Here is a 25040-nt window from a genome sequence, read left to right on the forward strand (position 1 = left end):
CCGTGGGTGGCGCCCGGCGGTCAGGCCGCCAGGGGCAGTTCGGCGAGGATGAGGTCGACGAGTCCGGCGACGGTCGGCTCGTCCCACATGACCGTGGGTTCGAGCGTCACGCCCAGGTGGTCCTCGATCTCCGCGACGACCGTGAGGGCGTAGATGGAGTCGAGGCCGTAGGCGCCGAGGGGCTCGTCGGTGCGGATGTCCTCGGCGGGCATCTCCAGGTGTGTGGCTATGCGCTCCGTGAGCCAGGCGGTGAGTTCGAGCGGGGAGGGGGCGGCGTCGGTCTTCTCGACGGTGGGGCTGGACATGGGTCAGTTCTCCTTGGGGTTGTGGTCGGCGAGGCTCCGCCTGACCAGGCCGAGGCTGGTGCTCGCCTCGTGGCGGACGATCAGCTCGTCGAACAGCCGCTGTCCGAGGTCCTGGGGCAGCCGCTCGGGCGGGTGTCCGGGGCGCAGCGGGATCCTGGCCAGCGTCGCGGCGAGCCAGGCGGGATCGCGGAGGAAGGGGTCCGGGTGGTTCTGGTTGGCCCGCCACAGTCCGACGCAGGCGGCGGCGGCCAGCACGTTCACGTAGCGGTGGGTGAGGTCGTACGAGGCCGAGCCGGCCGCCACGGACAGTTCCGCGGCGGGCAGGTGGGCGCAGGCGGCGGTGAGGTCGCGCAGGTCGTCCGTCAGGTGCCGGCCCACGCGGCGGATCACCGGGTGTTCCAGCAGCAGCGCGGGCTCCGCCTCCAGGCCGGCGGCCAGGGAGGAGGAGAGCCGTTCGCGGCCCGCGGCGGTGACGGCCAGCCGGTCGAAGGGGAGCGGCGGCAGCTCGGCGTCGAGGCGGAACAGCTCCTCGGGTGCGGCTTGGCCCTGCGACCAGGAGCGGCGGGCGAGCAGCGGGAGTTGCGGCAGCAGGGACATCTGGCAGGCGGCGCGTGCGGCGTGCCCGAAGCCGGCCGGCTGGATGTCGCGGAGCAGCTTCTGGAAGATGGCGTGCTCGCCCTCGCGGATGTAGAAGTGCGCGCCGAGCAGGGTGGACAGCCGGTGCATGGCGTCCATGAGGATCTTGGAGATGAAGTACTTGACCGCCTGGGCGTAGATGCCGGTCTCCGCGGGCACGAGGTGCAGCGCGCGGGCGCCGACGGTGGCGAAGGCGTCGCAGAGCAGCAGGTCGGCGTGGGCGGTGGCGAGTACGGAGCGCACTTCGGGCAGGTCGATGGCGGGGCGTCCGTACAGTGTGCGTGCGCTGAGGTGGCGCACGGTGGTACGCAGTCCGGTGTCGAGCATGCCGTTGAACATCGCGACCAGCGTGGTGCGGGTGATCTGGAAGGCCTTCAGCGCCGTCTCCAGGCCCTGCCCGGGTCGTCCGACGATGCTGTCGGCGGGCAGCGGGCAGTCGTGGAACTCGATGCCGCCGAGCTGGACGCCCCGCATGCCGACGCTCGGGAACCGGGGCAGGTAGGCCATCCGGTCCTCGGGGAGGCCGGCCTTGTCGACGAGTATCTGGGAGTGGCTGCGGCTGCCCGGGCGGCGGTCGGTGCGGGCGAACATGACGACGGCGTCGGAGCGCTGGAGGTTGGTCACCACCTCCTTGCGTCCGTTCAGGACGAGACGTCCGTCGGGTCCGGGCAGGGCCTCGAACTCGGTCCCGGCCATGTCGTTGCCGTGGGCCAGTTCGTGGTAGGCGACGGAGACCTTCCGGTTGTCCAGGAGGAGTCCGGCGACATGCCTGCGCTGTTCCTCGCTGCCCGCGGTCCAGATGTTGACGGCGGCGATGAAGGAGCTGACCCCGTAGCCCAGTCCGAGGCAGGGGTCGCGCCGGTAGACGGACCGCATGATCTCGATGAGGTCGTCGAGACGGGTCAGGCGGCCCCCGTACTCGGGGGGTACGAACTCGGCGTTGAGGCCGTACTCGTCCAGGGCCCGCTCGCCGGCGGCGAACATCTCGGCCCGTTCGTCGGCGGCGAGGATCTGCCGGAAGCCGAGCGGGTTGCCGGGGTCCCGTGGGTCACCGAGGTGCTGCTCCAGCGCGTCGGCGCGGTGCGGGGACGCGAGGGCGGCGGTCGCGGTCGCGGTGGCTGCGGTCGTGGTCGTGGTGGTGGTGGTCGCGGCGGTCGTGGTGCTGGCCGTCGTGGGGGTGGCGGTCGGGGTGGCCGGGCTGGTCATGCGTGACTCCTGACTGCCACCGGCCCGAACGCGGAGGCGAGGGTGGGGGGCGCGGTGTCGAGCGTGTGCTCGGCGAGGCGGTCGTAGACCTCGGCGTCCGCCGCATCGAGGGTGTGGCCCAGGCGGCTCAGGACGGTGCTCAGGCAGGCCCGCAGCCACAGACCGTCGTGCCACACGGCCGGCGGCTCGCCGGAGCCGCCCTGCGCCTGCGCGAGCGCCTCGTCGTGGTGGAGCCACAGGAGCATGCAGGCCGCCGCCGCGTAGCACAGCTCGTAGCGTTCGGCGAGGACGAAGGCGGACGGGGGGACGTCCCGTGCGGTCCGTCGTTGGGCGCCGAGTTCCTGGTGCAGGGCGTCGGCCTCGGCCCCGATCCGTTCGGCTAGCCCGGCCACGGCCGCGGGGAGGAGGCCGGCCTCGGCGCGGGCCCGGACCCGCGCGACGGTGTCGGGCAGGCTCTGCACCACGCTGCACCCACGCTGGGAGATCAGCGCGAGCCGTCGGCGGTCGAAGGCCGGGGGCGGGGTGCCGGGACGGGCCGCGGCCTCCACGCCGGCGCCGTCGACGCGTCCGCGCCGGTAGCCGGCCACGAGCAGCGGGAACTGGTCGATCAGGGCGTTGCGGTTGACGGCCGTGTTGCCGTCGAAGATGGCCACCACCCGGTGGTCGCGCTCCAGCTTGGCGAAGACCCCGTCGGCGTACGTCTCGGTGAGGAAGCTGCGGACGCCGAGAAGTTCCGCTCCCCGGTCGAGGACGTGGTGCACGAGTTCGGGGACGAGTGCCTTGGCGACCGCCGAGGTCACGCTCATCTCTCCGGTGAGCGTGTGGACGCTGCGGCTCGCCATGATGCCGGTGGCCTCGGCCAGGAGGGCGGCGGCGGTGATCTCGCCGACGATGCGCCGGATCCGGGGCAGGTCGCTCAGGGTGCGGCCGTACAGCCGGCGGCCGCGCGCGTAGTCGGTCACCAGCCGCAGCGCGGTGTCGGCCGCTCCGAGGGACAGGGCCGCGCAGGTGGTCCGGGTGAGTTGCAGCGCCTTGAGCACCGTCTCCACACCGCCGCCCGCCTCCCCGACGAGCGCCCCCTCCGGGACCTCGGCGTCGTGGAAGGCGATGCCGCTGATGTCGGCGCCGCGGATGCCGTGGGTGGGCACGCGGGGCAGGCAGGTGTACGCGTCGTCCGCGAGACGCTGCTTGTCCACCAGGAACAGGCTGAAGCCGCGGGGGCCGCCCTCCGGCCGCGTGCGGGCGAGCACGCACACGAGCCGGCCCCGGGTGGCGTTGTTGATCAGCCATTTCTCGCCGTTCAGGGTCCAGCCGCGCGCGGTCCGGACCGCCGTGACCTGCCCCGCGAGCAGGTCACTGCCGTGGTCGCGCTCCGTGAGGCCCCAGGAGGCGACCGCTCCCGAGGACACCAACCCGCCAAGCTCGCGGGCCTGTTCGTCATCCCCGGCCACCCACACCGAGGCGGCGCCGAGGAACGTCTTGCCGTGGCCGACCGCGACGGTCAGGTCGTGCCGGGCGACGGTGCGCAGCAGCGACATCAGCTCGGTGTAGTCGGTCAGTCGGCCGCCCGCCGCGTCCGGCACGTAGTGCGCGCTCAGACCGAAGTCGTCCAGGACCCGGCAGGCGGCGTCCGGGAACGCCTCCTGGCGGTCCAGTTCGGCCAGCGCCGCGGGGTGGAACGACGCGTGCTCGTCGCCCGGGAGCCCCAGCAGGGAGTCCAGGGCCGCTACGGCGGACCGGTGCACTGTGCGGAATCCTTCCTCTGGCCGCTCCTCACGCCTGCCGACCGCACGGCCGTACGGCGTTCCGTACGGCTGCGCGGGAGCGCTGCGGGGGTGCGGGCTCACCTCTGTCGCGTCGGCGTGCGTCCGGTGTCGCGGGGGCCGCCGTCGACGAACAGCGGCCGCAGCTCACCGCCCGTGAACAGCTCGCGCATCGCGGCCCGCTGGATCTTGCCGCTGGTGGTGCGGCGCACTCCGCCCCGCCGCAGCAGGACCACGGCCCGCACGCCCGTGCCGAACTCACGGGCCACCGTCTGCCTCATGTCCGCGGCGAGCTTGGCGAGGACGTCCTCGCCCAGCCGGCCCGGCACCTCATGGGTGACGACGATGTCCTCGCTCGTACCGGTGACGCCGGGCACGGCGAAGACGGCCCCGAACAGGCCCTGCAAGTCGTCGTGCTGCGCCCGCAGTTCGTGCTCGATGTCCTGCGGGTAGAGGTTCCGGCCGCGGACGATCAGCGTCTCCTTGATCCGTCCGGTGACATGGATCTCGCCCTCGTGCACCAGCCCCAGGTCCCCCGTCCGCAGGTACCCGGAGCGTCCGTCGGCGGTCTCGGCGCGGAAGGTCTCCCGGGTGGCCTCCGGCCGTTCCCAGTAGCCCTGGGCGACGCTCTCGCCCTTCAGCCACAACTCACCGACGCTGCCCTGCGGCAGCACCTCGCGGGTCCGCGGGTCGACGACGCACACCTCGTAGTCGTGCGCGGTGCCGCAGCTCACCACGGGCTTGGTGCCCGACGCAGCCTCGGACGGCACGAACCGGTGCCGGGTCAGCTCCTCGGCGTCGACCGACCGGACGACCGGCTTGCGGGCGCCCTCGCCCGAGATGAACACGGTGGCCTCCGCCATGCCGTAGCAGGGGGTGAGCGCCTCGGCGCGGAAACCGGCCGACGCGAACCGCTCGGCGAAGGCCGTCAGCGTCGCCGCCTGCACGGGCTCCGACCCGTTGGGGGCGAACCGCCAGCGGGAGAGGTCGACGCCTTCGAGCTGCTCGTCGGTGACCGTGCGGGCGCACCGCTCGTAGGCGAAATTCGGTCCCGCGGACCAGTCGAGGTCGTAGACGTCCACCATGCGCAGCCACCAGTGCGGCCGCTTCAGGAAGGTGGTGGGGGCCATCAGCGTGCAGGACCCGCCCAGCACGAGCGGGGGCAGGAGAATGCCCATCAGCCCCATGTCGTGGTAGTGCGGGATCCAGGAGCCGAAGCGGGTCGAGCCGTCCAGTTGGAAGGTGCGGCGGAGACTGTCCACGTTGTGCAGCAGGTTGCCGTGGCTGATCATCACGCCCTTGGGGTCGCCCGTGGAGCCCGAGGTGTACTGGAGCAACGCCAGCGTGGCGTGGTCCAGCGCGGGTTCGGCCCAGGCGTCCGGGTCGACGGGACCGGCCGGGTCGGCCTCGTCCGTCACCAGTACGGGGCCGGTGGCGACGTCGGTCTGGGCCTCGGCCCACTCGCGCACGTCCGCGTGGACGGCGGAGTTCGTCAGGACGGCGCCGACGCCCGCGTTGCGTGCGATGGAGGTGACGCGCTCGCGCTGGTGACGGTACTGCCCGGGCAGCGGGGCCGGCACGGCGACCACCCCGGCGAACAGGCAGCCCAGGAAGGCGGCCGCGAAGTGCAGTCCCTCCGGGTACAGCAGGAGGGCGCGGTCGCCGGGCGCGAGGTGTGCGGCCAGCCGTACGGCGATGCTCCGGGCCTCCGCGTCGAGTGCCGCGTAGGTCAATGTCTCGTCGACCTTTTCCGCAGAAAGATCGCGCACGAAAGTCACCGCAGCCTCGCCCGGCCGGGACGCGGCATTTCCGCGAAAAGCCGCGACGACACTGGGAAGTTCCGCAACTGCAATGGACATTGACCATTCCCCCAAAGCGCGGCACACGGTGCGCGGCTCACGACAACATTCCATCTGCAGCGGGAACATAGTCATCGCATCGGAATCGAGTCAACAGAGGGTCGGCCCGCGACCGGCCCAGAAATCTCCACCGTAGGTAGCCGCGACGTCACTCGGCGTCGACATTCCGCCTGTTCCCGGCCGTCAGGCCGGTCCCTCGACGGCCGGACGACCACTAGCCCCGCACCGGGACGGACGGAGATATTCAGCCTCCCCTTAATCCAGTGACAGGCCTGATGGGCTCATGTTCAATACTCGTGCCCAGTCGTCCAGGGCATTGCACATAAACAACGAGAGGTGCGGGAGTGAAGCAGGCCGGTCTCGAGGACATCCTTCCGCTGACCCCGCTCCAGGAAGGCCTGCTTTTCCATGGCCTCTACAATCCTGAAGCCCAGGACGTTTACGTCTCCCAGCACGTCCTCGACATTGCCGGCCCGGTCGACGGCACCGCACTCCGCTCGGCCGTCGGCGCCCTGCTGGCCCGGCACACGAGCCTGCGCGTCGGCTTCCGCCACGAGGGTCTCACCACGCCCGTGCAGATCGTGCCCCGGTCGGTGGAGACCCCGTGGCACGAGGCGGACCTCACCGGCCTTCCGGACGACGCCGCGCGCCACGCCCGGGCCGAGGAACTCCTGCGCGCGGACCGCGAGAAGCGTTTCGACCTGTCCGCTCCCCCGCTGGTGCGGTTCACCCTGCTGCGGCTCGCCGACCGGCGCCACCGCTTCTCGCTGACGTTCCATCACCTGCTGCTGGACGGCTGGTCGCTGTCGGTGGCCCTGCACGAGCTCTTCGCGCTCTACGCCGACGGCGGTGACGCCCGCGCCCTGCCGCCCGTCACCCCGTACCGCGCCTTCCTGGGCTGGCTGGCCCGGCAGGACCGGGACACCGCGCGCACCGCCTGGGCCGACGCCCTCTCGGACCTCGACGAGCCCTCACTGGTGGCTGCCGGTCGGACCAGGTCCGACGACACCGTGGCGGAGCGCGTCACCGTCGAGCTGACGCGGCAGCAGACGGAACAGCTCACCGCCAGGGCGCGCGAGCTGGGGCTCACCGTCAGCACCCTCGTCCAGGGCGCGTGGTCCCTGCTCCTGTCCAGGGTCCTCGGCAGCGACGACGTCGTCTTCGGCGTCACCGTCTCCGGCCGGCCGCCGGAGATCCCCGGCATCGAGAGCATGGTCGGGCTGTTCATCAACACGGTCCCCCTACGGGTGCGGACGCGCCCCGCGGAGCCGGTCGGACAGCTGCTCCAGCGCCTCCACCGGACACAGCTCGACCTCCTGCCCCACCAGCATCTCGGCCTCACGGAGATCCAGCAGGCGGCGGGTCTCCCGGAACTGTTCGACACCATGGTCGTCTTCGAGAACTACCCCCACGACGTGGGGCGCTCGGCGTCCTCCGCGTCCCCCTCACAGGCCCCGGCGGCGGGGACGGCGGCCGCGCCCGCGGACACGGTCCAGGTCGTCGGCCAGAGCACCAGCGACCGCTCGCACTACCCCCTGACCCTGGTCGCCCTTCCGGGCGCCACGATGCGCTTCCGCCTCGACCACCGGCCCGACGTCTACGACACGGCGGCCGCCGAGGAGCTGCTGCGGCGCTTCGTGCGGGTGTTGGAGGCTGTGGTGGGTGAGCCTTCGCTGCCGGTGGGGCGGGTGGAGGTGTTGCTGCCGGGGGAGCGGGCTGAGCTTGTGGCCGCGCCTGCTGCTGGCGCCTCCGTGGTCCCGGTTGATGCGGGGGTGACGTTGGTGTCGTGGTTCGCGCGGCAGGTGGCGTTGTCGCCGGGCGCGGTGGCCGTCTCGTGTGACGGTGTGTCGCTTTCTTACGGGGAGTTGGACGCTCGGGCGAATCGTTTGGCGCGGTTGCTGGTCGAGCGGGGTGCGGGTGCCGAGCGGCTGGTCGCGGTGGCGCTGGAGCGGTCGGTGGACCTGGTGGTGGCGTTGCTGGCGGTGGTGAAGGCGGGCGCCGGCTATGTGCCGGTGGACCCGTCGTATCCGGCCGAGCGGATCGCCTACGTCCTCGGTGATGCGGCCCCGGCGCTGCTGGTGACGACGCGTGAGGCCCTGCCTGCCGCACAGGATGTTCCCACCGTCCTGTTGGATGATCCGGCGACGGTCGCCGATCTTGCGGGTCGTTCGGGTGCCGCGTTGTCGGGTGTGGTGGTGCGGGCGGAGCATCCGGCATATGTGATCTACACGTCGGGCTCGACGGGCCGGCCCAAGGGTGTGGTCGTCTCGCACGGGCAGGTGGTGCGCCTGTTCACCCAGACCGAGAGCTGGTTCAGCTTCGGGTCTGATGACGTGTGGACACTGTTCCACTCCTACGCCTTCGACTTCTCCGTGTGGGAGCTGTGGGGCCCGCTCCTGTACGGCGGCCGGCTCGTGGTCGTGCCGTTCACGGTGTCCCGCAGCCCTGCCGACTTCCTGGCCCTGCTCGCTGAAGAGGGCGTGACGGTCGTCAACCAGACGCCGTCGGCGTTCTACCAGCTGATGCAGGCCGACCAGGAGAGCCCGGGCCTGGGTGACGGACTGGCCCTGCGCCATGTGGTCTTCGGTGGTGAGGCCCTGGACCTGGGACGCCTGACCGCCTGGTACGCACGCCACCCGGAGTCGGCGGGCGGACCGCGCCTGGTCAACATGTACGGCATCACCGAGACGACCGTGCACGTCACCCACCGCGCCCTGGACGCGGACACAGTCGCCGGACAGGCAGCGTCCCTGATCGGTGAACCCATCCCGGACCTGCGTCTGTACGTCCTGGACAACGCCCTGCAACCGGTACCCGCCGGTGTGAGCGGTGAAATGTATGTCGCAGGTGCCGGTCTGGCCCGCGGCTACCTCAACCGGCCCGCGCTCACCGCCGAGCGGTTCGTCGCCGACCCCTACGGCGCTCCGGGCACTCGTATGTACCGCACGGGTGACCTGGCCCGCCGCCACGCGGACGGGGAACTGGAGTACCTGGGACGGGCCGACGACCAGGTCAAGGTCCGTGGTTTCCGTATCGAACTCGGCGAGATCCAGACCTGCCTGGCCCAGCACCCCGCCGTCGCCCAGGCAGCCGTCATCGTCCGCGACGACCGCCTCATCGCCTACACCACAGGGGACACAGTCCCCGCCGACGAGTTGCGCACCCACCTCACCCAGACCCTGCCCGCCTACATGATCCCCGCAGCGTTCGTCCCGCTCGACGCCATCCCGCTCACCGCGAACGGCAAACTCGACCGCAAGGCCCTGCCCGACCCCGACCGCGACACCACACCCACCACCGCCCGCGCACCCCGCACCCCCCACGAAGAAGTCCTCTGCCACCTCTTCGCCGACATCCTCGGCCTGGAGCGCGTCGGCATCGACGACAGCTTCTTCGACCTCGGCGGACACTCGCTGCTCGCCACCCGCCTCGTCTCCCGCGTCCGCACCACGCTCCACGCCGAACTCTCGGTGAAGGACCTGTTCGACCACCCCACCGTCAGCGGACTCGCCCGCGAGCTGGCCGTCACCCCCGGAGCCCGGACCGCCCTCACCGCCCGGCCCCGACCCGACCGCATCCCCCTCTCGCACGCCCAACGCCGCCTGTGGTTCCTGCAGACGATGGAGCGGTCCTCGTACCTCTACAACATCTCGACGGCGGTCCGGCTGCGTGGCGGGCTCGACCACGAGGCTCTCGCGTCGGCCCTGCACGACGTGACGGCGCGACACGAGAGCCTGCGCACCGTGTTCCTGGAGGACGCGGAGGGCCCGCACCAGGTCGTGCTGGACGAAGCGGAGGTCCGGCCGGAGCTGGTCAGGGTCCGGGTGTCCGGTGCCGAGCTGGCCGAGCGGGTCACGGAGGCGAGCCGGTACGCCTTCGACCTCACCGCCGAGACACCGCTGCGGGTCTGGTCGTTCGAACTCTCGCCGACGGAGCACGTCCTGCTGGTGCTGGTGCACCACATCGCGGGCGACGGCTGGTCGATGGGGCCGCTCGCCCGCGACCTGGCCACCGCCTACCAGGCACGGCTCCGGGGCCACGCGCCCGACTGGGAGCCGCTCACCCTGCAGTATCCGGACTACGCGCTGTGGCAGCACGAGGTGCTGGGCTCCGCCGACGACCCCGACTCGGCCGTCTCCCGCCAACTGGGCTTCTGGCAGCGCACGCTGGCCGGTCTGCCGGAGGAGCTGGAGCTGCCCGCGGACCGCTCCCGGCCCGCCCTGCCGACGTTCCGCGGCGGCACCGTCGAACTGGACATCCCCGCCGACCTGCACGCCGCCGCGCAGGCCCTGGCCGCCGAACGGAGCGTGACCGTCTTCATGGTGGTCCAGGCGGCCCTCGCCGCACTGCTGTCCAGGATGGGCGCCGGCACCGACATCCCCCTGGGCACCCCGGTCGCCGGTCGCACCGACTCCGCGGTGGAGGACCTGGTCGGGTTCTTCGTCAACACCCTGGTGCTACGCACCGACGTCTCGGGCAACCCGAGCTTCCGTGACCTCCTGGACCGGGTGCGCCGTACGGACCTGGAGGCCTTCGCCCACCAGGACGTGCCCTTCGAGCGGCTCGTCGAGGTCCTCAACCCCGAACGGGCGCTGGCCCGCCACCCGCTGTTCCAGACCGCACTCAGCTGGAACACCACCGCGGTCGCCCTGGACCTGCCGGGACTGGCGGCCGACGGTCAGCCCGTCGACGCGGGCACGGCGAAGTTCGACCTGAACTTCGGGCTGGCCGAACTCAGCTCCCCCGACGGCGGACCGGCCGGCATCAGCGGGCGCATCGAGTACAGCCTGGACCTCTTCGACCGGGAGACGGTCACCGGCCTCGCGGACAAGCTGGTGCGGCTGCTGGCCGCCGCGGTCGCCGCCCCGGACCGCAGGGTCGGCGAGTTCGAGATCCTGTCGGCGGTCGAGCGGCAGCGCGTCGTCGAGGACTGGAACGCGACCGCGACCGCGGTACCGGCGCTGTCCCTGCCGGAGCTGTTCGCCGCGCAGGCGGCGCGGACCCCGGACGCCCCGGCCGTGGAGTGCGGCGAGGTGCGGTGGACGTACGCCGAGCTGGACGCCCGGGCCGACCGGCTGGCCCGACGGCTGGTGGACCTGGGCGTGCGGGCCGAGACGCCGGTCGCGCTGCTGCTGGAACGCTCCGCGGACCTCCTCGCGGTGCTCCTCGCCGTGGTGCGGGCGGGCGGCACCTACGTGCCCCTCCACACCGGCTACCCGACGGCACGGATGCGCACGGTCCTCGCCGAGGCCGGTGCCCCCGTGCTCGTCACCGATCGCGCCCTGGCCGGGCACGAACTGGTGGACGAGCAGCGGGCGGCCGGCACGGCGCTCCTCGTCTGCGACGACCGGCCCGGCGCCGACCCGGTCGCGGTGCTGCCCCGCACGGTGGAGCCGGACCGGCTCGCCTACGTGATGTACACGTCCGGTTCGACGGGGACCCCCAAGGGGGTGGCCGTCACCCACCGGGACGTCGCGGACCTGGCCCTGGACCGCGGATGGGACGTCGGCGAGGGCGACCGGGTGCTGATGCACGCACCGCACGCCTTCGACATCTCCGTGTACGAGATCTGGGTGCCGCTGCTGCGCGGAGCCCTCGTGGTGGTCGCCGAGGCGGGCGACCTGGACGCGCTGGTCCTGGACCGTCTGGTCCGGGAGCGGGGCATCACCCACCTGCACCTGACCGCCGGCCTGTTCCGTGCGATGGCGGAGGACCTGACGGACGGCTTCGGCCTGGTCCGCGAGGTGCTGACCGGCGGTGACGTGGTCTCCGCGGGCGCCGTGGAGCGGGTCCTGGAGGCCAACCCCCGTACCGCGGTGCGTCATCTGTACGGCCCCACCGAGATCACCCTGTGCGCCACCGGTCACGCCGTCCGGGCGCCGTACCGGGCGGCCGACGGCCTGCCGCTGGGGCGCCCGCTGGACAACACCCGGGTCCACGTCCTGGACTCCTGGCTGCATCCGGTGCCGCCCGGGGTCACCGGGGAGCTGTACATCGCGGGGGCCGGCCTGGCCCGGGGGTACGCGAGCCGGCCCGGCCCGACCGCCGAGCGCTTCGTCGCGGACCCGTTCGGCGCCCCCGGCACCCGGATGTACCGCACGGGCGACCTGGTCCGGTGGAACCGTGAGGGCCTGCTGGAGTTCGTCGGCCGGTCCGACGACCAGGTCAAGATCCGCGGCTTCCGGGTGGAGCCGGCCGAGGTCGAGACGGTCGTCGCCCGGGCCCCCGGTGTGTCACAGGCGGTGGTGGTGGTCCGGGAGGACGTCCCGGGCGACAAGAGGCTCGTGGCCTACGTCGTCCCGGCCGCGGAGCCCCGGCCGACCGCGGCGGAGCTGCACCACCGGGTCGCCGCGGCGCTGCCCGAGTACATGGTCCCGACGGTGGTCCTCGTCGAGGCCCTGCCGCTCACCCCGAACGGCAAACTGGACCGCGCGGCACTCCCCGCCCCGAGCCGCGGCGGCGACGGCAGCGGCGCGGCCGTGACGCCGCAGGAGCAGGTCCTGTGCGAGCTGTTCGCCCAGGCGCTGGGCCTGGAACGGGTCGGTACCGAGGAGAGCTTCTTCGCGCTCGGCGGTCACTCCCTGCTGGCCACCCAGCTGATCGCGGGCATCCGCAAGGCGCTCGGTCTGCGGGTGTCGATCCGGGACCTCTTCCAGGCCCCGACGGTCTCCGGTCTGCTCCGGCACCTGGACGCGGAGGGCAGCAAGAGTTCCTTCGCGTCGATGCTTCCGCTGCGGGCGGGCGGCGACGGCCGGGCCCCCGTGTTCTGCCTGCACCCGGCCCTGGGCCTCGGCTGGTGCTACGGCCGGCTCGCCGCCCAGCTGCCGAGCGCGCTGCCGGTCTACGCGGTGCAGGCGCGCGGGCTGCTCGGGCAGGAAGCGCCCGCCGAGACGCTCGACGCGATGATCGACGACTACTGCGCGCAGATCCGCGAGGTCCAGCCGGAGGGTCCGTACCGGCTGCTCGGCTGGTCCATGGGCGGGCTGCTCGCGCACCGGGTCGCCACCCGCCTCCAGGCGGCGGGGCAGCGCGTCGACCTGCTCGCGATCGTCGACGCCTATCCGCCCGCCTCGACGCGGGCCGACTGGGACGCGGCGGAGATGGTGGCGCGGATCGGTGAGGAGCTGGGCTTCGACGTGGACCGGGTCGGTCCCGACCAGGAGGAGGCCCTGCTCGCGGATCTGCGGGCGAAGGGGCACCCCCTGGGGCATCTGCCGGGCGGCGACATCGGCGCGGCGGTCCGCGTCTACGTGAACAGCTCGCGCCTGACGAGGAACCTGCGGCCCGAGGTGTTCGACGGGGACGTGCTCTTCTTCTCCTCCGGGACCTCGTTCGCCGAGGACGACCCGGTCCACGACGTGGCCGCCTGGCGTCCGTACGTCACCGGGGGGATCACCGAGCGGGTGATCGACCACCTCCACGAGGACCTCTTGATCGAACCGGCCGCGGTCACGGCGATCTCCGACGTGCTCGCCGGTCGGCTGCCCGCGGACGACACACCCCGCGCATCCGGCGCACCCCGCGCACCTCGCGCATCCCGATGAGGAAGGAAACACCATGAGCAACCCGTTCGAGGACACGGAAGCCACCTACGTCGTGCTGGTCAACGACGAGGGGCAGCACTCGCTGTGGCCGTCGTTCGCGGAGGTCCCGGCGGGCTGGTCCGTCGTCGTGTCGGAGACGGACCGTCAGTCGTGCCTGGACTACATCAACGAGAACTGGACCGACATGCGTCCCAAGAGCCTCGTCGAGGCGATGGCGGCGGCCGGGCAGGACGCCCCTTGAGCGACGACGCCATGATCAGGGCGGTCGGCGTCCGCAAGAGCTTCGGTGACGTCCACGCCCTCAACGGCGTGGACATCGAGGTCGAGCGGGGCCGGGTGCTCGGGCTGCTGGGTCACAACGGGGCCGGCAAGACGACCTTGGTGAACATCCTGTCCACGGTCTCTCCGGCGTCCGCGGGCACGGTGACCGTCGCCGGTTTCGACGTCGCGACGCAGGGCGCGGAGATCCGCGCGCGCATCGGTGTGACCGGTCAGTTCGCGTCGGTGGACGAGTATCTGAGCGGATTCCGCAATCTCGTCCTGATCGGCCGGCTGCTCGGTGCGGGGCGCCGTGACGCGGCGGCCCGGGCCACCGAGCTGCTGGAGCTGTTCGAGCTGACCGGGGCGGCCCACCAGCCCTCCCGCACCTACTCGGGCGGAATGCGCCGGCGGCTCGACCTCGCCGCCAGCCTGGTCGGCCGGCCGGACGTGCTCTTCCTCGACGAGCCGACGACCGGGCTGGACCCGGCGACCCGGATCGCCCTGTGGGAGACGGTCGAGAAGCTGGTGGCGGACGGTACGACGGTCCTGCTGACCACCCAGTACCTGGACGAGGCGGACCGGTTGGCCGACTGGATCACCGTCCTGTCGAAGGGCCGGGTCGTGGCCTCGGACACCACCCACCGTCTCAAGGCGGACCTGGGCCACCGGTCGGTGCGGGTGGTCCTGCCGCCCGCCGCCGACCTGACGGCCGCCGCCGCCGCGCTGACCGCCGCCGGATTCCGCCCGCGGTCCGACGCCGGGGAGCACGCGCTGAGCACGCCCGTGGACACCTCGGCCGATATCGCGGGCGTCATCCGCGCCCTGGACACGGTCGGCACGCAGGCCGTCGAGCTGACCGTCAAGGAGCCGTCCCTGGACGACGTCTACCTGGCGCTCACCCATTCCTCACCTGCCGCCGACGCGGCCTGATCCCCAGGAGTTCCGTTGGCCATCCAGGAGCGCGCCGTGCAGGAGGTGGCGGTCGACACCGGTACCCCGGCCGGTCCCGTGTGGCGCGGTGCCGGCCTCGGCACCCAGCTGTGGGTCCTGACCGCGCGGCAGATCCGTTCCATGTACGGCGACCGCAGGCTGGCGCTGTTCAGTCTGATGCAGCCGGTGATCATGCTGTTGCTGCTGAGCGAGATCTTCGGCAGCATGGCGGACCCGGCCGACTTCCCGCAGGGTGTGCGCTACATCGACTACGTGGTGCCCGCGCTGCTGGTCACCACCGGTATCGGCTCGGCTCAGGGCGCGGGGGTGGGCCTGGTCAGGGACATGGACAACGGGATGGTGGCGCGCTTCCGCGTCCTGCCGGCCCGGCTCTTCCTGGTGCTGGTCGCCCGTTCGCTGGCCGATCTGGTGCGCGTGTTCACCGAGTTGGTCGTCCTCGTGGCCGTCGGTGTGGTCCTGCTGGACTTCCGTCCGGCGGGCGGCGTGTGGGGCACGTCCGCCGCCCTGCTCCTCACCCTGTTCGTCATCTGGTCGTTGATCTGGGGGTTCATCGCCCTCGCGGCGTGGCTGCGCAGTGTGGAGGTGATGTCCAGCCTCGCGGTGCTGGTGATGTTCCCGCTGATGTTCGCCTCCAGTGCGTTCGTTCCGCTGGACGCCCTTCCCGAGTGGCTGCGCTCGGTGGCGCACCTCAACCCCGTGACGTACGCGGTCGACAGCGCCCGCCGCCTGGCGCTGGACTGGGACCCGGGGTGGAGCGTGCCCGGCGCGCTGCTGACCGGCACCGCGCTCATGGCCGTGGGGATGTACGTCGCGGGGCGTTCCTTCAAGAAGCCCCCGAACGAATAGGCGCGGCGCCCGCGTCCCTCGTCCCTCGTCCGCCTCTCCGGGTCCGCCCGGGGAGGCGGGCGCGGTCTCAGTGGTGGGCCGCCCGCCCGTAGGCGCGGAACAGTGCGGTCCACTCCGGGACCGTGAGGTCCTTGACCCGGTCGGCCGGCCGCACCCCCGCCCCGCGCACGAACCGGGCGTGTCCGCGGCGCAGCACCTTCCGTGCGGCGTCGCCCACCGTCGACTGGCCGGTGTCGAAGAGCTGCTGGACGAAGCGCTGGTAGGCGGTTCTCTCACGCCAGGGCACGGGCGGCCTGCGGTGCGGGGCGACCATGAGCGTCTGGGTGTCCGCGCGCGGTACGGGAGCGAAGTCCCGGCGCGAGAACGCCAGGCCCCGCTCGAACGCGTACCAGGGCTCCCACTGGGCGTTGAACAGGGTTCCGCCCCAGGCTCCGGTCCGCTTTCCCACGTATTCACGCTGGAGCAGGAAAACACCCTTCCGCATGCGTGCGGGACCCATTTCGAGGCAGCGTCTCAGCATTCTGGTGCCGGAAACGAAGGGTAGATTCCCGATGATCCTGACCGGCTGCCCGGGTAAGTCAAGGGTCAGGAAGTCCTCGTTCACCACCGTGACATCCGGCAGTGATTCGGCGGCCAGTCGCCGAGCCCAGCGGGGGTCTATTTCCACCGCGATGAGTGGCGTTCCGGGCGCGGCCAGCGCCTTGGTCACCCGACCTGATCCCGCGCCTATTTCCACGGTCATCAGGTCTTCGGGGGAAGCGGTCGGCGGGGTGTCCGAACCGTCCAGCTGAGCGGAGAAACGGCAGGCCGCCGCGGCTGTCCGGAAGAAGTTCTGACCCCATTCTCTCCGCGCGGCACTGCGCGAGGCAGTGGGTGCGGAGACGGATTGCGGTGGCAGTTGGTATTTCAATGTCACCTCGGCGACATTACCAAGTCTTGACCCGACGGTCCATCAACAACCGCTATACCCCCTGCAATTCGGCCATCAACCGGTCCGATTCCGACAGCCGCTCACGAGTCATTCACAGTGTCGTCGGCGACTGCCGACGCCGTCGGCCGGACGGGGAGCATGACCGGCCGACTTCGTCAGGTCCGACGGGGTCCGCGGGCGGCGCGGGCCGATCACCGCCGACTGTGTCATCTGCGGGTTGTCGGCCGAACACACCGCGCCCCAGGATGGCTCAGCCCTTCCTGCGGTCGTCCCGGCCCCGGTCCCCCACCCCGAAAAGAGGAGCGAGAATCCAGTGCTCCAGCGCGTCGATCTGTCGTCGCTCACCGGCCTCCGCTGGTACGCGGCGCTGACGGTATTCGCCTGCCACATCGCCCAGCAGGGCTTCTTCGCCGACGAGCAGGTCGGCAGCGCACTGCTGCACATCACCCCGCTCGGTTCCATGGCGGTCTCGATCTTCTTCATCCTGAGTGGATTCGTTCTCACGTGGTCGGCCCGCGACGAGGACTCCGTGCCGACTTTCTGGCGGCGCCGTATCGCGAAGATCTATCCGCTGCACCTCGCGACGTTCGGCATCGCGGCACTCATCATCTTCTCCCTGTCGGAACCGGTGCTCCCCGGCGGTTCCGTGTGGGACGGGCTGGTGCCCAACATCCTGCTCGTGCAGTCCTGGCTGCCCGACGCGACCCTCACCGCCAGTTTCAACACGCCCAGTTGGTCGCTCTCCTGCGAGATCGCCTTCTATCTGTCGTTCCCGCTGTGGTACCGGCTGGTGCGCAGGATTCCCGCGCGGCGGCTGTGGTGGTGCGCCGCCGGGCTCGCCGCGGCGGTGACGTGTGTGCCCTTCCTGGCGGGCCTGCTGCCCGCCAGCGAGGAGGTGGCCCCCGGGATGACGCTCAACGAGGTCTGGTTCGCGTACTGGCTGCCGCCGGTGCGAATGCTGGAGTTCGTCCTCGGCATCGTGATGGCGCTGATCCTGCGCGCGGGGATGTGGAGGGGCCCCGGCCCGGCGGTCTGCACCCTGCTCCTCGCCGGGAGTTACGGCCTCACCCAGGTGGTGTCCCCGATCTTCACCCTCGTCGCGTGCTCCGTCGTACCGGCCGCCCTGCTGATCACGGCGCTGGCCGACGCCGACGTGCACGGCCGCCGCACCGGGCTGCGCTCGGCGACGCTGGTGCGGCTGGGCCAGTGGTCCTTCGCCTTCTACCTGGTCCACTTCCTGATCATCCGCTACGGGCACCGGCTGATGGGCGGCGATCTGGGCTACGAGCGGCAGTGGAGCACCCCGGCCGCGATCGCTCTGTCCCTGGCGATGCTGGCGGTGGCGATCGTGGGCGGCTGGCTGCTGCACACCGTCGTGGAGCAGCCCTGTATGCGCCTGTTCGGGAGCCGCGGGTCCGCCTTCCGGACGAAGCCCGGCGGAGCCGCGGCTCCGGGCGGCGCCCCCGTGTCCGACCCGACCGGCGTGCCCGTCGTCCCGGCCGGGTCCGAGCCCGCGCAGACGCCGGCCGCGTCGAACGAACCCACCCCGAGAGGATGATGAGCGTGGCGGACCAGACTGCTCTCAGCCCCGCGCTGCTGGAGTACGCCCGGAGCGTCGCGCTGCGGGACGACGGCCTGCTGCGCGAACTGCACGAGGTGACCGCCGGGCTCCCCGGCGGCCGGGCCATGCAGATCATGCCCGAGGAGGCGCAGTTCCTCGCCCTGCTGATCCGGCTCGTCGGTGCCCGGCGCGTGCTGGAGATCGGCACGTTCACCGGCTACAGCACGCTGTGCATGGCGCGCGCGCTGCCCGCCGACGGCACCGTCGTCACCTGCGACATCAGCGACAGGTGGCCCGGCGTCGGCGCCCCGTACTGGCGTCGGGCCGGGGTGGACTCCCGGATCGACCTGCGCGTCGGCGACGCCGTCCGCACCCTCGCCGAACTCCGCGAGCACGAGGGGGACGGCTCGTTCGACCTGGTCTTCGTCGACGCCGACAAGACCGGGTACCCGCACTACTACGAGCAGGCGCTGGCCCTGGTACGCCCCGGCGGGCTCGTGGCGGTCGACAACACGCTGTTCTTCGGCCGGGTGGCCGACCCGGCCGCCGACGACCCCGACACCGTCGCCGTGCGCACACTCAACGAGCTGCTGCGCGACGACCCACGCGTGGACATCGCGCTGCTGACGGTCGCCGACGGCATCACGCTGGCCCGCCGACGGGAGTGAGCCCGCACGGTGCGCGGCGCCACGGGGTGCCGTCACCGGAGGGCGTACGTCCGCCGCCGACCTGCCCGGGCAGGTCGGCGGCGGACGTGTGTGCGGGGCCGACCCCGGAGGGCCGGCCCGCGCGGTCAGCGGAACCGGTTGATCGCGTCGAGGTGCCGCGCCCGCATCTCCTCGTCGCGCACGCCCAGCCCTTCCGTCGGGGCCAGGCAGAGCACCCCGACCTTGCCCTGGTGCCGGTTGCCGTGCACGTCGTGCACGGCCGACGCCGTGTCGGCCAGCGGGTAGGTGCGCGAGAGGGTGGGGTGGATGCGTCCCTTGGTGACGAGCCGGTTCGCCTCCCACGCCTCGCGGTAGTTGGCGAAGTGCGTCCCGACGATGCGCTTGAGGTGCATCCACAGGTAGCGGTTGTCGAACTCGTGGCGGAAGCCCGAGGTGGAGGCGCAGGTGACGATGGTGCCGCCCCTGCGGGTGACGTAGACGGACGCCCCGAAGGTCTCCCGGCCGGGGTGCTCGAAGACGATGTCGACGTCCTCGCCGCCGGTGACCTCGCGGATGCGCTTGCCGAAACGCTTCCACTCCCGCGGGTCCTGGGTGTCCTCGTCGCTCCAGAAGCGGTAGTCCTCGGCGGAGCGGTCGATGATGGCCTCCGCGCCCATGGCCCGGCACACCTCGGCCTTGCGGGCGCTGGAGACCACGCAGACGGGGTGCGCCCCGCCGGCGAGGGCCAGCTGGGTGGCGTACGACCCGAGGCCCCCGCTGGCGCCCCAGATCAGCACGTTGTCGCCCTGCTTCATCCCGGCACCGTTGCGGGAGACCAGCTGGCGGTAGGCGGTGGAGTTGACCAGGCCGGGCGCGGCGGCCTCCTCCCAGGTGAGGTGGGCCGCCTTCGGCATCAGCTGGTTCGACTTGACGAGGGCCACCTCGGCCAGGCCCCCGAAGTTGGTCTCGAAGCCCCAGATGCGCTGGGCCGGGTCGAGCATGGTGTCGTCGTGCCCGTCGGGGCTCTCCAGCTCCACCGACAGGCAGTGCGCCACCACCTCGTCACCGGGTTTCCAGACGTTCACGCCGGGTCCCGTGCGCAGCACCACGCCGGAGAGGTCGGAGCCGAGGATGTGGTACGGCAGGTCGTGGCGCGCGGCCAGCGGCGAGGTGCGTCCGTAGCGCTCCAGGAAGCCGAACGTCGGGAGGGGCTCGAAGATGGACGACCATACGGTGTTGTAGTTGACGGAGCCGGCCATCACCGCGACCAGCGCCTCTCCGGGCCCCACTTCGGGCAGCGGCACCTCGTCGACGTGCAGGGACTTGCGCGGGTCCTTGTCCGCGCTCGGCATGCCGCGGAACATGTCGGTGTCCTCTTTGCGGACGGTCACGGCCCGGAAGGACTCGGGCAGCGGCAGCGCCGCGATGTCCTCGGGGGTGCGGTCCGCGGCGGTGACCGCGGCGAGCAGCGCGCTCTGCGCCTGGCTCTCGGGCATGGGAAGGTCTCCGTTCGCTCGTGTCGTCAGGCGGCCCGGTGCAGGGCCGTGAGGCGCTCCAGGGTGGGGACGATCCCGGCGGGCGTGGGGTCGGCGAGCATCTCCTCGCTCAGCCGCCGCGCGCCCGCCCTGATCGCGGGGTCGTGCACGGCCGTGTGCACCGCGTCGGCCAGGCCGCGCGCGGTGAGCGTCGCGGCGGGCAGGTCGAACCCGGCGGACAGACGCTGGAGTTGCTGCGCCTTGAGCGGCGCGTCCCACAGGGACGGCAGCAGGATCTGCGGCACTCCGTGGCGCAGGGCGGTGGACCAGGTGCCCGCTCCGCCGTGGTGGATGATCGCGGCGCAGCTCGGCAGCAGCGCGTCGAGCGGTACGAAGTCCACCGGCACGACGTTCTCGGGGAGGGTGCCCAGGCGGTCGAGCTGGGAGGTGTCGAGGGTGGCCACCACCTCGATGTCCAGCCGGCCGAGCGCCTCCAGCAGTTCGGAGTAGGAGACCGCGTCCCGGCCGTAGGTCTCGCGGGCGGAGACGCCGAGGGTCAGGCAGACGCGGGGGCGGTCGGGCTTGCGGGCGAGCCAGGGTTCGATCACGGAGCGCCCGTTGTAGGGCACGTAGCACATGGGCACCGTGGTCTGCCCCAGGTCGAGACGGGTGCTGCGGGGGCCCGGGTCGATCACCCAGTGGCCGAGCACGTCGCGTTCGTCGAAGGCGTACCCGTACCGGTCGAGGGTCCAGCCGAGCCATTCGGCGATGGGGTCCTCGCGCAGCTCCGGCGGTGTCCCGTCGAGCGCGGCGAGGAAGCGCAGGCGGGAGCGTCCGATGGCGTCGGGGCCCCACAGGATGCGGGCATGGGCGGCACCGCAGGCACGGGCCGCGACCGGGCCCGCGTAGGTCCAGGGTTCCCACACGACGAGGTCGGGGCGCCAGCCGCGGGCGAAGTCGACGATCTCGTCCATCGTGGCGGCGCCGTTGAACGGGGCGAAGCACAGGGCGGCCATCATGCTCTGCTGGCCGAGCAGGTACTCCCAGCTGGTCTCCTCCTCGCTCTCCACCTCACCGAACTCGAAGCCCCGCTGGTAGGGGACGAGGTCGCTGCCCATCTCGGCGAGCAGCTCCGCGGCGGGCAGGTCGTCGCCCACCGGCACGGCGGTCAGGCCGGTGGAGGTGATGACGTCGGTGAGCGAGGGCGGGCTGGCCACCCGCACCTCGTGCCCGGCGGCGCGCAGCGCCCAGGCGAGGGGCACCAGACTGTAGTAGTGGGTGTTGTGGGCGAGGGATGTCAGCAGGACGCGCACAGCGGCTCCGGTCTGGGAGGGGGCGTACGGACGGCGAGGTCATCCCGGGTGCACCCGGAAGCGGGCGCAGGCGCCCAGGACCGGGGACCGCGGCCGGGTCAGGGGCGGGCCCTCGGCCCGCAGTCCGGGCAGGCGGCCGGCCGTGACCTGGACGGCGGTGGTGGCGGCCAGGCGGACGAGCGGCAGGGCGAGGGCCGACTGGGGGCCGTCCGGGCCCCCGAGCGGCTCCGGCCCGGGGGCCTCCCGTCCGGCGGCGGCCACCACCACGACGTGCTCGTCGGCGGTGATCCGGCGGCCACCGAGTTCCAGGTCGGCGTGCGCGACCCGGCTCTCCAGCCGGGCCGGCGGGCGGTCGCGCAGCACCTGGTCGACGGCGCTCGCCGCGGCCGGCGTCCGGCGGGCCCTCTCCCACTCCCCCGGCCGGCCGAGCAGCCGGTGGACGGTGTGCGCGACGGCGGTGACGACGGGTTCGGGTGTGCCGACCGCGAGGAGCAGCGCGATGCGCTCGACGTCGTGGGGCGTGACGCCGTCGTGCAGGAGGAGGGCGAGGACGTCGTCGGGCCGGGGCCCGGCGGTCCCGGCGGACCGGGACTTCTCGGCGACGAGTTCGGGGACCAGTTCCGCCAGCGTGCGGACGGCGTCGGCGGACTCCCGCGCGACGGTGAGGAGTTGCGGGGCCATCCGGGCGTCGAGCTGGGGTCCGCAGGCGGCGAGCGCCCGGGCGGCGGTGTCGCGGTCGCGGCCCGGCACTCCGAGGAGCCTGAGCATCAGCTCCACGGCGTACGGCCGGGCGACGTCGGTGACGAGGTCGAAACCGGCGTCACCCGCGTCACCGGCGGGCAGCCGGCGGCCGAGCAGTCTGCGGGCGGTGGTGCGGGCCGCGCAGGACGCCTGGGCCGGGGCGCACCGGCTGAGCACCGGGTCGGCCAGCGCCCGCAGGCGGACCAGCTCCGCGCGCTCGGGGAGGGGGAACGCCTCGGCGAGGGGCAGCAGTTCCGCGTCGGGGCGGCGGCCCGCCCGGTCCAGGGTGCCGAAGCGCGGGTCGGCCAGGACGGCCGCCGCGACCTCGGGGTCCGCGGTCACCCAGGCATCCAGTTGGGCGCTGTGGAACCACGGTCCGGCGGCCCGTATCTCCCGCTCGAACGGCTCGGGGTCGGCGACGGCGCGCAGGATCAGCGCGTACGGGTCGCCCTGGTTGCCGGCGCACCAGTGGGCGGCGCGGGTCAGCTGAAGCCGGCGGCCGAGCGCGCGCACGCCCGTGCTCGTGTTCGCGTTCGTGTTCGCGGGGGCCGGTTCCGTGGCCAGGGTGGGCATGGCTGCCCTGCCTTTCTTCTCGGGTCGGTGGAGGCGCTCGCACGATCGGGGCGGCAGGTGTGCCGGATGGGTTTCGGCGGCCCGCACTCGGGCCGGTGCGTGGTGCGTGGTCGCGGGGAGACCCCGCGCCGGTGGGGTCCGGTCAGCGGCGGGTGCCGACGAACAGCCCGCGGCCGGAGGGGCCGCCCTCCTGGTAGGCCACGTCGCAGCCGGCGCGCTCGAAGGCCGCCTCGTAGTCGGCACGCCGGAACAGCGTGATGGTGTGGTCCTCGGTGAGGTGACGGATGCCGCCGGGCCCGGCGAGGAGGTAGTGCACCTCGATGCGGGTGGCGTTCCCCTCCCGCACCGAGTGCGAGACCCGGCAGACGGTGCGCTCGCCCGCCTCGGTGATGCTGGCCCCGACGTAGCCGGGGGTGAAGGTCTCGGGGAACCACCAGGGTTCGACGACGATGACGCCGGACGCTTCGAGGTGGTCGGTGAAGGACCGCAGCGCGCTGTCGAGTTCGTCGGTGGTCCGCAGGTGCCCTATGGAGCTGAACATGCAGGTCACCGCGGAGAACCGGCGGCCCAGGGAGAACGAGCGCATGTCTCCCTCGTGGAACGTGATGCCGGGGTTGTGGCCCGTCGCGAGGGCCAGCATGTCGGGGGAGAGCTCCAGGCCCTCGACGTGGTCGAAGAGGCCGTCGAGGTGGTGCAGGTGCCGGCCGGTGCCGCAGGCCACGTCGAGCAGGGTCCGGGCGTCCGGGTGGTGGGCGCGCACGAGGGCGGCGATCTCCTCGGCCTCCTGCCGGTAGTCCTTTCCCTTCCCCTCGTGGACCAGGTCGTAGACGGCCGCGATGTCGTCGGCGTACATCAGTGTTCCCCTCCGGTGAGCGGGGCGGGCCCGGCCTGGTGCGGGAGGCTGTCCAGCCACTCGTGCACCACGGACGCGGTGTGCCGCGCGTGTTCGGTGAGCATGGTGAAGTGGTTGCCCGGCACGTCGGCGACGGTCCGCGCGAACGGCACCCGGGAGCGCCAGTCGCCCCGCGCTCCGCCGGCGGGCGGCCACGCGCGCAGGGGTTCGGACGCCCGGGCCAGCAGGACGGGGGCCGCGGGGGCGGTGAGCCGGGTGTCGAGCACCAGCCGCTGATAGCCGGCCATGGCGGTGAGCCGGTGGTCCTCCAGGGGCACGGTGCTGCGTTCGAGGGCCCAGCCCAGCAGGTCGTCGCGCCACTCGCCCATCGCACCGGGGTCCTCGGGGCGGTAGACGTCCATCAGGACGAGGGCGACGGGGCCGGTGCCGCGTTCCTCCAGCCGGGCGGCCAGGGCGTGGGCGATGTTCGCGCCGGCGGAGTGGCCGGCGAGGGCGAAGGGCTTGCCGGCGGCGTGCTCCAGGACGACGTCGGCGTGGACGTCGAGCAGCGCGTCGAGGGAAACGGGCATCGGTTCCGCGGGGCCGCCGAAGCCGGACAGGGGCAGGACGACCGTCTCCCTGAGGCCGCGCAGCCCTTCGGCGAACGGGACGTACTCGGCGGGGCCGGAGCCGACCGCGGTGCCGGCGCAGCAGTACAGCGTGGGCCGCGTCGCCGGCCCGGTCGCGACGGTGACCGGCGCGGGACGGCCGGAGCCGGGGTCCTGTCGGGAGTAGGCGGGCCGGAACGCCGCCAGGTCGGCCATCAGCTCCACGACCTCGGCCGACCTGTGCTGTGCGACGGCGGTGCGGAAGGAGGCGAACAGCCCGCTCTCGGCCCGGGCCGGGCCCTCCTGCGGGCCGGTGGCCGCCGTGGCGGCGAGGCCGGCCAGATGGTGGGCCAGCGCGGTGGGGTCCTCGTGGTCGAAGACGAGGGTGCCGGGCAGGTCGAGCCCGGTGTCCTCGGCGAGCCGCCGGCGCAGCCGAACCGCGGCGAGCGAGTCGAAGCCGAGGTCCCGGAAGGGGGCCCGGGCGTCGACCCGGTCCTCGTCGGGATGGCCGAGGACCGCGGTGACGTGGCGGAGCACCAGGTCCAGGGCCAGCCGCGGCCGGTCCTCGGGCCGCGCCCGCAGCAGGCCGGGGGCGGCGGGGGTCTCCTCGGCGGGCCGACGGGCGCTGGTCTCCGTGCGGGCGGTGGTCTCCGTGCGGGCGGTGGTCTCCGTGCGGGCGGCCGGGATGCCGGCGATCAGAGGGCTGGGGCGGAAGGCGGTGAAGGCGGAGGCGAACCGTTCCCAGTCGATGTCCGCCACGGTCACCGTGGCTTCCCCGCTGTCGATGGCCTGCCGCAGGGCGATGAGCGCCGTCTCGGGACGGAGCGGGACCACGCCGTGGCGGGCGAAGTAGCCCTCGGGGGCCATCTCCCCCATGCCGTCGCCGTCCCACGGGCCCCAGGCCACGGACGTCGCGACCCGCCCCCGCGCACGACGCCGCTCCGCCAACGCATCCAGATGCGCATTGGCCGCCGCATACACCGACTGC

16 protein-coding genes are annotated in these 25040 nt (G+C 72.7%); 6 read left to right on the forward strand and 10 right to left on the reverse strand.

Going from position 1 to position 25040, the window contains the following annotated elements; all coding sequences use genetic code 11:
- Positions 1–20: 20 nt before the first annotated feature.
- The 4 genes from ACGF5T_RS23335 to ACGF5T_RS23350 form a co-directional block, all read right to left on the reverse strand.
- On the reverse strand, positions 21–305 hold the full coding sequence (locus ACGF5T_RS23335) for an acyl carrier protein (RefSeq protein WP_356612788.1): 285 nt from the start codon (positions 303–305) through the stop codon (positions 21–23).
- A 3-nt stretch (positions 306–308) separates the two neighbouring features.
- On the reverse strand, positions 309–2147 hold the full coding sequence (locus tag ACGF5T_RS23340; RefSeq protein WP_366769120.1) for an acyl-CoA dehydrogenase: 1839 nt from the start codon (positions 2145–2147) through the stop codon (positions 309–311).
- Positions 2144–3892, reverse strand: coding sequence for an acyl-CoA dehydrogenase (locus tag ACGF5T_RS23345; RefSeq protein WP_366769118.1), 1749 nt, complete (start codon positions 3890–3892; stop codon positions 2144–2146). The genes ACGF5T_RS23340 and ACGF5T_RS23345 overlap by 4 nt, the downstream gene beginning before the upstream one ends.
- 98 nt (positions 3893–3990) lie before the next feature.
- The gene (locus tag ACGF5T_RS23350; protein ID WP_366769117.1) at positions 3991–5769 is read right to left on the reverse strand and encodes a fatty acyl-AMP ligase; all 1779 of its coding nucleotides are present in this window, start codon (positions 5767–5769) and stop codon (positions 3991–3993) included.
- Positions 5770–6113: 344 nt separating this feature from the next.
- On the opposite strand from ACGF5T_RS23350, the gene ACGF5T_RS23355 reads away from it, so the two are divergent.
- Genes ACGF5T_RS23355 through ACGF5T_RS23370 form a run of 4 tightly spaced genes read left to right on the forward strand, consistent with a single transcriptional unit; the run spans position 6114 to position 15371 of the window.
- Positions 6114–13313 carry an amino acid adenylation domain-containing protein gene (locus ACGF5T_RS23355; RefSeq protein WP_366769116.1) on the forward strand — a complete coding sequence of 2400 codons (7200 nt, stop codon included), beginning with the start codon at positions 6114–6116 and terminating at the stop codon, positions 13311–13313.
- 13 nt (positions 13314–13326) lie between these two features.
- Positions 13327–13554, forward strand: a complete 228-nt coding sequence (locus ACGF5T_RS23360; protein WP_356612796.1) for an MbtH family protein — start codon at positions 13327–13329, stop codon at positions 13552–13554.
- Positions 13555–13565: 11 nt separating this feature from the next.
- A complete protein-coding gene (locus ACGF5T_RS23365; protein WP_361019618.1) occupies positions 13566–14504 on the forward strand; it encodes an ATP-binding cassette domain-containing protein in 939 nt (312 codons plus the stop codon).
- Between the two features lie 15 nt (positions 14505–14519).
- Positions 14520–15371, forward strand: a complete 852-nt coding sequence (locus ACGF5T_RS23370; RefSeq protein WP_356612798.1) for an ABC transporter permease — start codon at positions 14520–14522, stop codon at positions 15369–15371.
- A 67-nt stretch (positions 15372–15438) separates the two neighbouring features.
- On the opposite strand, the gene erm is transcribed toward ACGF5T_RS23370, so the two are convergent.
- Positions 15439–16287, reverse strand: a complete 849-nt coding sequence (gene erm / locus ACGF5T_RS23375; protein ID WP_366769115.1) for a 23S ribosomal RNA methyltransferase Erm — start codon at positions 16285–16287, stop codon at positions 15439–15441.
- 328 nt (positions 16288–16615) lie between these two features.
- Here erm and ACGF5T_RS23380 point away from each other — a divergent pair, with 328 nt between their 5' ends.
- Both ACGF5T_RS23380 and ACGF5T_RS23385 read left to right on the forward strand, forming a co-directional pair.
- Entirely contained in the window at positions 16616–17860 is a 1245-nt protein-coding gene (locus ACGF5T_RS23380; RefSeq protein WP_366769114.1) for an acyltransferase, read from the forward strand.
- A 5-nt stretch (positions 17861–17865) separates the two neighbouring features.
- The gene (locus tag ACGF5T_RS23385; RefSeq protein WP_356612802.1) at positions 17866–18531 is read left to right on the forward strand and encodes a class I SAM-dependent methyltransferase; all 666 of its coding nucleotides are present in this window, start codon (positions 17866–17868) and stop codon (positions 18529–18531) included.
- A 125-nt stretch (positions 18532–18656) separates the two neighbouring features.
- On the opposite strand, the gene ccrA is transcribed toward ACGF5T_RS23385, so the two are convergent.
- The 5 genes from ccrA to ACGF5T_RS23410 form a co-directional block, all read right to left on the reverse strand.
- Positions 18657–20006, reverse strand: a complete 1350-nt coding sequence (gene ccrA / locus ACGF5T_RS23390; protein ID WP_366769421.1) for a crotonyl-CoA carboxylase/reductase — start codon at positions 20004–20006, stop codon at positions 18657–18659.
- A 26-nt stretch (positions 20007–20032) separates the two neighbouring features.
- On the reverse strand, positions 20033–21298 hold the full coding sequence (locus tag ACGF5T_RS23395) for an activator-dependent family glycosyltransferase (RefSeq protein ID WP_356612924.1): 1266 nt from the start codon (positions 21296–21298) through the stop codon (positions 20033–20035).
- Positions 21299–21337: 39 nt separating this feature from the next.
- Positions 21338–22612, reverse strand: coding sequence for a P450-derived glycosyltransferase activator (locus ACGF5T_RS23400; RefSeq protein WP_366769420.1), 1275 nt, complete (start codon positions 22610–22612; stop codon positions 21338–21340).
- Positions 22613–22754: 142 nt separating this feature from the next.
- Complete coding sequence (locus ACGF5T_RS23405; protein WP_356612921.1) at positions 22755–23465, reverse strand: class I SAM-dependent methyltransferase; 711 nt, start codon at positions 23463–23465, stop codon at positions 22755–22757.
- A partial coding sequence (locus ACGF5T_RS23410) for a thioesterase domain-containing protein (protein ID WP_366769419.1) occupies positions 23465–25040 on the reverse strand: 1576 nt, incomplete at its 5' end. The genes ACGF5T_RS23410 and ACGF5T_RS23405, both read right to left, overlap by 1 nt.

This window comes from Streptomyces sp. NPDC047853, assembly GCF_043204535.1.
In the GTDB taxonomy this organism is placed as follows: domain Bacteria; phylum Actinomycetota; class Actinomycetes; order Streptomycetales; family Streptomycetaceae; genus Streptomyces.

Excerpts from the sequence above, each read along its gene's own strand:
- ACGF5T_RS23335 (WP_356612788.1), bottom strand. The coding sequence starts at position 305 with ATGTCCAGCCCCACCGTCGAGAAGACCGACGCCGCCCCCTCCCCGCTC.
- ACGF5T_RS23340 (WP_366769120.1), bottom strand. The coding sequence starts at position 2,147 with ATGACCAGCCCGGCCACCCCGACCGCCACCCCCACGACGGCCAGCACC.
- ACGF5T_RS23350 (WP_366769117.1), bottom strand. The coding sequence starts at position 5,769 with ATGTCCATTGCAGTTGCGGAACTTCCCAGTGTCGTCGCGGCTTTTCGC.
- ACGF5T_RS23360 (WP_356612796.1), top strand. The coding sequence starts at position 13,327 with ATGAGCAACCCGTTCGAGGACACGGAAGCCACCTACGTCGTGCTGGTC.
- ACGF5T_RS23365 (WP_361019618.1), top strand. The coding sequence starts at position 13,566 with ATGATCAGGGCGGTCGGCGTCCGCAAGAGCTTCGGTGACGTCCACGCC.
- ccrA (WP_366769421.1), bottom strand. The coding sequence starts at position 20,006 with ATGCCCGAGAGCCAGGCGCAGAGCGCGCTGCTCGCCGCGGTCACCGCC.
- ACGF5T_RS23400 (WP_366769420.1), bottom strand. The coding sequence starts at position 22,612 with ATGCCCACCCTGGCCACGGAACCGGCCCCCGCGAACACGAACGCGAAC.
- ACGF5T_RS23405 (WP_356612921.1), bottom strand. The coding sequence starts at position 23,465 with ATGTACGCCGACGACATCGCGGCCGTCTACGACCTGGTCCACGAGGGG.